Below are 6,000 nucleotides of genomic sequence, written 5' to 3' on the forward strand. Positions count from 1 at the left end.
AAATAAAAATCGGCCCGATGGTGTGGGGCCGTTGGATGGATATTTTAGGGGCAGTTGCCTCTGAACTTCAGGGTTATCTGTATGGGTGTTGGTCTTATATAAGATACAATACTCAGCACACAAATGCAGCGGTGATCCCGGTGCGTTTGGTCTCCACTTCAACCCCTCTATCCGATGGTCTCCAACTCCGCCAAAGAAGTTTTCATTCAAGGCATTACCCATGACGGAAAGACATTTAGACCCAGCGATTGGGCTGAACGCTTGGCAGGCGTGATGAGCCAGTTCCGTCCTGGTGGCGCGGTTCCCGGCAGCCACCTGAGTTATTCGCCTTGGTGCATTCCCACCACCATGGGACATGTGAAATGCGTGGTGGTGCACCATGACCTGCGCGATCACGACGTCATGGCCTGGGACTTTGTGATGAACTTCGCCAAAGACAATGGTCTGCAAGTGGCTGAAGCCTGTTTGCTGCCCGATCCACCGCCCAAAAAATAAGAAGCAAGAACCGACCGCCCCCAAGGGCGGTTTCTTATTGCCAGTTCGCCGAGCTGGGGGCAGGGCATTGGTGGGTGACGATTTTTTTCGAGCGAAGCGAGTCATGAGGAACCCGCCAGTGCCCTGCCCTCAGCGAATTGAGAGCGCCCATGAAAAAACCGCCGTTGGTTTGCACCAAGGCGGTTCAGTGTTCGCGGACAGCGCACCCGTTTCAAACGGCAGCGAAGCAAAAGCCTCGCCGGGCTGTTGATCTGGTGGAGCGGATCAGGCTGCGGAAAGAGCCAAAGTCTTGACCTTGGCGCTCAGGCGGCTCTTGTCACGAGCAGCTTTGTTTTTGTGGAAGATGCCCTTGTCGGCAATGGTGTCCACTACGGTTTGCATCTTGGCAAACAACTCAGTGGCTTTGGTCTTGTCGCCTGCTGCAACGGCTTTTTCGACGTTTTTCACAGCGGTGCGGTATTTGGAACGCAGCGAGGAATTCGCGGCGTTGATCTTGATGTCTTGGCGGACGCGTTTACGGCCGGAAGCAAGACGGGGGTTTTTCTTTTTGGGTTTAGCGGATGCCATATAGGAGTTCTTTCAGTGTCTGAGGATGATGTCCAGCGAACCTGGTATTCTAGCAGACCCGAAAACGGTGTTCGGCGCTTCAGTTGATCGCCAGCGCGGGTCGGTGCCTCAATCCATCACGCGGTCATGGCATTGCGGGCAAGCAGGGAAGTGGCCGCTACACTCGGCCTTTGTGAGCCTCCTCCGATCTGCCTCTGTTGTGTCGATTTTTACCCTGGCCTCCCGGGTCACGGGTTTGGTGCGCGAGTTGCTTATGGCGTCGATGTTTGGCGCCAATGCCTTGACCGACGCCTTCAATGTGGCCTTTCGCATTCCTAATTTGTTTCGGCGTCTGTTTGCCGAAGGGGCTTTCAGCCAGGCTTTTGTACCGGTGCTGGCTGCCAGCCGCGCCCAACATGGCGACGAGGCCACCAAGGAAGTGATCGACAGCGCGGCCACGGCTTTGGCATGGTCGGTGCTGGCCTTGTCGATTTTGGGTGTGTTGGTGTCGCCTTGGTTGGTGTGGGCCATGGCCAGTGGTTTGCAGCAAGATGCGCGGGGGTATGATGCCGCGGTGAACATGACTCGCTGGATGTTTCCCTACATCGCTTTCATGTCCATGGTGGCATTGTCTGCCGGTATTTTGAACACATGGAAGCGCTTTGCGGTGCCTGCAGCTACCCCAGTGCTGTTGAACGTCAGCGTGATTGGGGCCACTTGGTGGTTGGCCCCTTGGTTTGCCCGACAGGGTGTGGAGGCCATTTACGCCTTGCCTGTGGGGGTCATGCTTGGCGGGGTGTTGCAGTTGGCTTTGCAGATCCCCGCTTTGGCTCGATTGGGTTTGTTGCCCCGCTTGGGTGTGCGGCCCTCGGCGGTTAAAAAAGCCTGGGCCAACCCCGCCACCTTGAACATCTTGCGTCTCATGGGTCCCGCCCTGTTGGGTGTCGGCGTGGCCCAAATTTCCTTGTTGATCAACACACAAATTGCCTCGCACCTGGCACCTGGCAGCGTCAGTTGGCTCACGTATGCCGATCGTTTGATGGAGTTCCCGACTGCGATTTTGGGGGTGGCCCTGGGGGTGGTCTTGATGCCTCAGTTGGCTGCGGCCAAAGCCAAGGACGACGATGACCGTTATGCCGCCATGTTGGATTGGGGTCTGCGTTTGGTCTTGCTTTTGGCTTTGCCGTGTGCTGCTGCCTTGCTGGTGTTTTCGCAGCCTTTGGTGTCGGTGCTTTACCACTATGGGGCGTTCACCGATCGCGATGTGCAACAAACCACATTGGCTTTGACGGGTTACGGTGTGGGTTTGTTGGGTTTGGTGGCCATCAAGGTGTTGGCGCCGGGTTATTACGCCAGCCAAGACATTCGAACGCCTGTGCGCATCGCAGTGGTGGTGCTGGTGTTGACGCAAGTTTTCAACCTGATGCTGGTGCCTTTTTTGGCCCATGCTGGACTGGCTTTGTCCATCGGTTTAGGGGCCTTGGTCAACGCACTTTGGTTGTTGTGGGGCTTGCTGCGCAAGGGTGTGTACAAACCGCAACCGGGCTGGTGGCGTTTTGCTTTTCAGGTGTTGCTGGCGACGGCTTTGCTCACGGCCTTGTTGTGGTCGGCTGCACACCATCTGAATTGGGTGGCCATGCGCCAAGAGGCCTGGTCGCGCATCGGTTGGATGGCGCTTGTTTTGATGAGTGCAGGGCTGCTTTATTTTGGTGTGTTGTGGGCCACGGGAATCAGGCTCAAGTCTTTCCTCAAGCGTTGAAATTCTTCTCATGTCCTTGAACCTGTCACCTTTGACCCCTTTGAGCTACTTTGCCAGTTTGGTGCAAAGCGACGATCAGTTTCCACTTCTGGAAGCCGCGGCAAGTTTGGCGCAAGACGAAGAGCCTGCGATGGATGTGCAGCAGGTGCTGGACGATGTGGCGCGCTTGCTCAAAAGGGTCACGGCGCGCATGCCCGATGACGCCGACGACCTGACCCGTTTGGCCATATTGACGCAAGTTTTTTACAAAGATCTGGGCTTTGGCGTCAATGCCAACGATTATTACGCCCCTGAAAACAGCTACATCAATGAAGTGCTGCGCAGGCGTCGCGGCATCCCTATTTCTTTGGCGGTGGTTTGGCTGGAGTTGGCCCAAGCGCTGGACTTGCAAGCGCATGGCGTTTCTTTTCCAGGTCATTTTTTGGTCAAGGTGTCGTTGGAGGGGGGCTTGGTGGTTTTGGACCCTCTTACTGGCGAGTCTTTGGGCTTGGACAATTTGGCCGAGCGTTTGAGCCCTTACCGCGAGCCCGCTGATCAAAAAGCTGCACCCGACCTGGACGATGGTGAAACACCTTTGGGTTTGTATCTGCAAGCGTGTCCACCGCGTGATGTGCTGGCCCGCATGCTGCGTAATTTGAAAGAGATTTTCAGATCACAAGAGGATTGGCCACGCATGTTGCAAGTGCAAGACCGTTTGGTTGTTTTGCTGCCCGAAGTCTGGACCGAGCGGCGAGACCGGGGATTGGTGCATGCCGAATTGGGACAGGTGCACGAAGCTTTGCAGGATTTGCGGCTTTATTTGGAAGCCTCCCCTTCAGCGCCCGACACGGCGGCGCTCCGGGACCGGGTGAGCGAGCTCTCTGGTCTTTGATCTTCGTCCCGTGTGGTGTCAGAGAAGGGCCTGCTCAAGGCCTGCCCGCTGAAGCATTCAAAAAGAAGCGTCGACTGCGATCAGGCGACCACCACTTGGGCCATGTCGCCCTGAGGCGCGATGCGGCCAATCGTGAACACCTGCTCACCCAATGCACGCAAGGTCGCTGCGCAGGCCTCGGCTTCGCTTTCGCCGATCACCACCACCATGCCAATGCCGTTGTTGAAAGTCCGGTTCATCTCTATGTCGTCGATGCCTGCCGTTTGTTGCAGCCAGGCAAACAACTCGGTCTGAGGCCAACTGCCTTTTTGCAGGTGTGCAGCCAGGCCATCGGGCAGCACGCGGGGGATGTTTTCGAGCAAGCCACCACCGGTGATGTGGGCCAAGGCCTTGATGGGGTGTGCTGCCAGCGCCGCCAAGACGTTCAGCACATAAAGCCGAGTAGGCGCCATCAGGGCTTGCTTGAAAGGCTGGCCGTCCAGGGCAATGGGGGCATTGGAGCCTGCGCGCTCGATGCATTTGCGCACCAGTGAAAAGCCGTTGGAGTGCACGCCGCTGGACGCCAAGCCCAGCACCACATCGCCTGCTTTGACGTTTTGACCTGTGAGAATTTTGGATTTTTCGACCGCCCCGACCGCAAAACCGGCCAGGTCGTATTCGCCAGCGGGGTACATGCCGGGCATCTCGGCCGTTTCACCGCCGATCAATGCGCAGCCTGACAGCTCACAGCCTTTGGCAATGCCGCCCACAACGGCAGCTGCGGTGTCCACGTCCAGTTTGCCGCAGGCGAAGTAGTCCAAAAAGAAAAGTGGCTCGGCCCCTTGCACCAGCACATCGTTGACGCTCATCGCCACCAAGTCGATGCCCACGGTGTCGTGCATGTCCCACTCAAATGCCAGCTTGAGCTTGGTGCCCACGCCGTCGGTGCCGCTGACCAGCACAGGTTCTTTGTAGCGTTTGGGCACTTCAAAGAGCGCACCAAAACCGCCGATGCCAGCCAGCACCCCGTCACGCATGGTTTTCTTGGCCAGCGGTTTGATGCGCTCCACCAGCGCGTCGCCTGCAACGATGTCGACGCCAGCGTCTTTGTACGAAAGAGGGGTTTGAGTCATGGTTTTGGCCCGCACAGGGCATTCAGAGTGAGGCAGGGGCCCGTCAACGGGCTGGCAGTCTAAAATCGAGTTCTATTTTAAGGCTTGCCCTCGACGCATCTTGGTCAATCCTGACAAAACAGACGAACCCATGCAAGCACCCCTTCCTTTTTTGATGACCCGATTGGCCGCTTGGTTGGGTGTGGGTTTGGTTCTGCTGGTGGTTTTTTGGCTGCTGGCGCCGGTTTTGGCCCCTTTTGTTATTGCTGCCGTATTGGCCTATGTTTTACATCCTTTGGTGCTCAAGCTGGAGGGCTTGGCCGGGCCCCGTTTGCCTCGCGCCTTGGCCGTGGTCTTGGTGGAAGCCGTGGCCTTGTTGGCGCTTTTGGGTTTGTTTTTGCTGTTGGTGCCAATCTTAGTGCGCGAATGGCCTTTGCTTCAGCAGCAATTGCCGGTCTTGCTGGACCGTGTGGGCGAAGTAGTCAAACCCTTGTTGGCCCAGCTGGGATTGAACATCTCCTTGGACTTTGCCGAGCTGAGGAATCACTTGGTCAGTTATTTGAGTGCCAACCGGGGTGACTGGTGGGCGCCTTTGATGTCCTCGCTCAAATTGGGTGGCAGTGTGGCTTTGGCTTTGGCTGGCTATGCGGTGCTGGTGCCTGTGGCCTTGTTTTACATGCTGTACGACTGGGCACGGCTGGTGAACAGTGTATTGGTCTTGGTACCCCCGTCTTGGCGGGTGCGCTTTGACAGTTTCATGCGCGACTGCGATCTGGTCTTGGGCGAGTACTTGCGCGGGCAACTCTTGGTGATGTTGGCTCTGGCGGTCTTTTACACCCTAGGTTTGTGGCTGTTTGGTCTGGATTTGGCTTTGCCCATTGGCGTTTTCACGGGCTTGGCCGTGTTTGTCCCTTATTTGGGATTTGGTCTTGGCTTGGTGCTGGCCTTGCTGGCTGGATTGTTGCAGTTTGCCTCGGCACAGGCTTTGGTCATGGTGGCCGTGGTGTATGGACTGGGGCAGTTGTTGGAGAGTTTTGTACTCACCCCCCGATTGGTGGGGGAGCGTATTGGCTTGCACCCGCTCGCTGTGATCTTGTCTTTGATGGCTTTTGGCCAAGTGTTCGGCTTTGTGGGTGTGTTGATGGCTTTGCCTGCCAGTGCGGTTTTGCTGGTGGGCTTGCGCCGTTTGCGCGATCAGTATCTGCAAAGCGATCTGTACCAAAAAAGTGGTTCAGGAG

Annotated in this window: 6 protein-coding genes; 4 read left to right on the plus strand and 2 right to left on the minus strand. The window is 56.7% G+C overall.

Translation table 11 applies throughout. The features are described from left to right. Positions 1–174 precede the first annotated feature (174 nt). Entirely contained in the window at positions 175–495 is a 321-nt protein-coding gene (locus tag ABWQ00_RS05430; protein ID WP_353237659.1) for a DUF3579 domain-containing protein, read from the plus strand. 264 nt (positions 496–759) lie between these two features. Here the strand turns inward: ABWQ00_RS05430 and rpsT are convergent, their stop codons facing one another. Continuing rightward, positions 760–1,062, minus strand: coding sequence for a 30S ribosomal protein S20 (rpsT, locus tag ABWQ00_RS05435; protein ID WP_353237660.1), 303 nt, complete (start codon positions 1,060–1,062; stop codon positions 760–762). A gap of 172 nt (positions 1,063–1,234) precedes the next feature. Between rpsT and murJ the strand changes: the two genes are divergently transcribed. Then, positions 1,235–2,800 carry a murein biosynthesis integral membrane protein MurJ gene (gene murJ / locus ABWQ00_RS05440; RefSeq protein WP_353237661.1) on the plus strand — a complete coding sequence of 522 codons (1,566 nt, stop codon included), beginning with the start codon at positions 1,235–1,237 and terminating at the stop codon, positions 2,798–2,800. A 10-nt stretch (positions 2,801–2,810) separates the two neighbouring features. Continuing rightward, positions 2,811–3,671, plus strand: coding sequence for a SirB1 family protein (locus ABWQ00_RS05445; protein ID WP_353237662.1), 861 nt, complete (start codon positions 2,811–2,813; stop codon positions 3,669–3,671). An 80-nt stretch (positions 3,672–3,751) separates the two neighbouring features. Here ABWQ00_RS05445 and purM read toward each other — a convergent pair whose 3' ends face one another. Next, positions 3,752–4,783, minus strand: coding sequence for a phosphoribosylformylglycinamidine cyclo-ligase (gene purM, locus ABWQ00_RS05450; protein WP_353237663.1), 1,032 nt, complete (start codon positions 4,781–4,783; stop codon positions 3,752–3,754). Between the two features lie 130 nt (positions 4,784–4,913). Here purM and ABWQ00_RS05455 point away from each other — a divergent pair. Next, on the plus strand, positions 4,914–6,000 hold a 1,087-nt coding region (locus ABWQ00_RS05455), incomplete at its 3' end, for an AI-2E family transporter (protein WP_353237664.1).

It is taken from the genome of Limnohabitans sp., assembly GCF_040400975.1.
Taxonomy (GTDB): Bacteria; Pseudomonadota; Gammaproteobacteria; order Burkholderiales; family Burkholderiaceae_C; genus Limnohabitans_A.

Excerpts from the sequence above, each read along its gene's own strand:
- ABWQ00_RS05430 (WP_353237659.1), top strand. The coding sequence starts at position 175 with ATGGTCTCCAACTCCGCCAAAGAAGTTTTCATTCAAGGCATTACCCAT.
- rpsT (WP_353237660.1), bottom strand. The coding sequence starts at position 1,062 with ATGGCATCCGCTAAACCCAAAAAGAAAAACCCCCGTCTTGCTTCCGGC.
- ABWQ00_RS05445 (WP_353237662.1), top strand. The coding sequence starts at position 2,811 with ATGTCCTTGAACCTGTCACCTTTGACCCCTTTGAGCTACTTTGCCAGT.
- purM (WP_353237663.1), bottom strand. The coding sequence starts at position 4,783 with ATGACTCAAACCCCTCTTTCGTACAAAGACGCTGGCGTCGACATCGTT.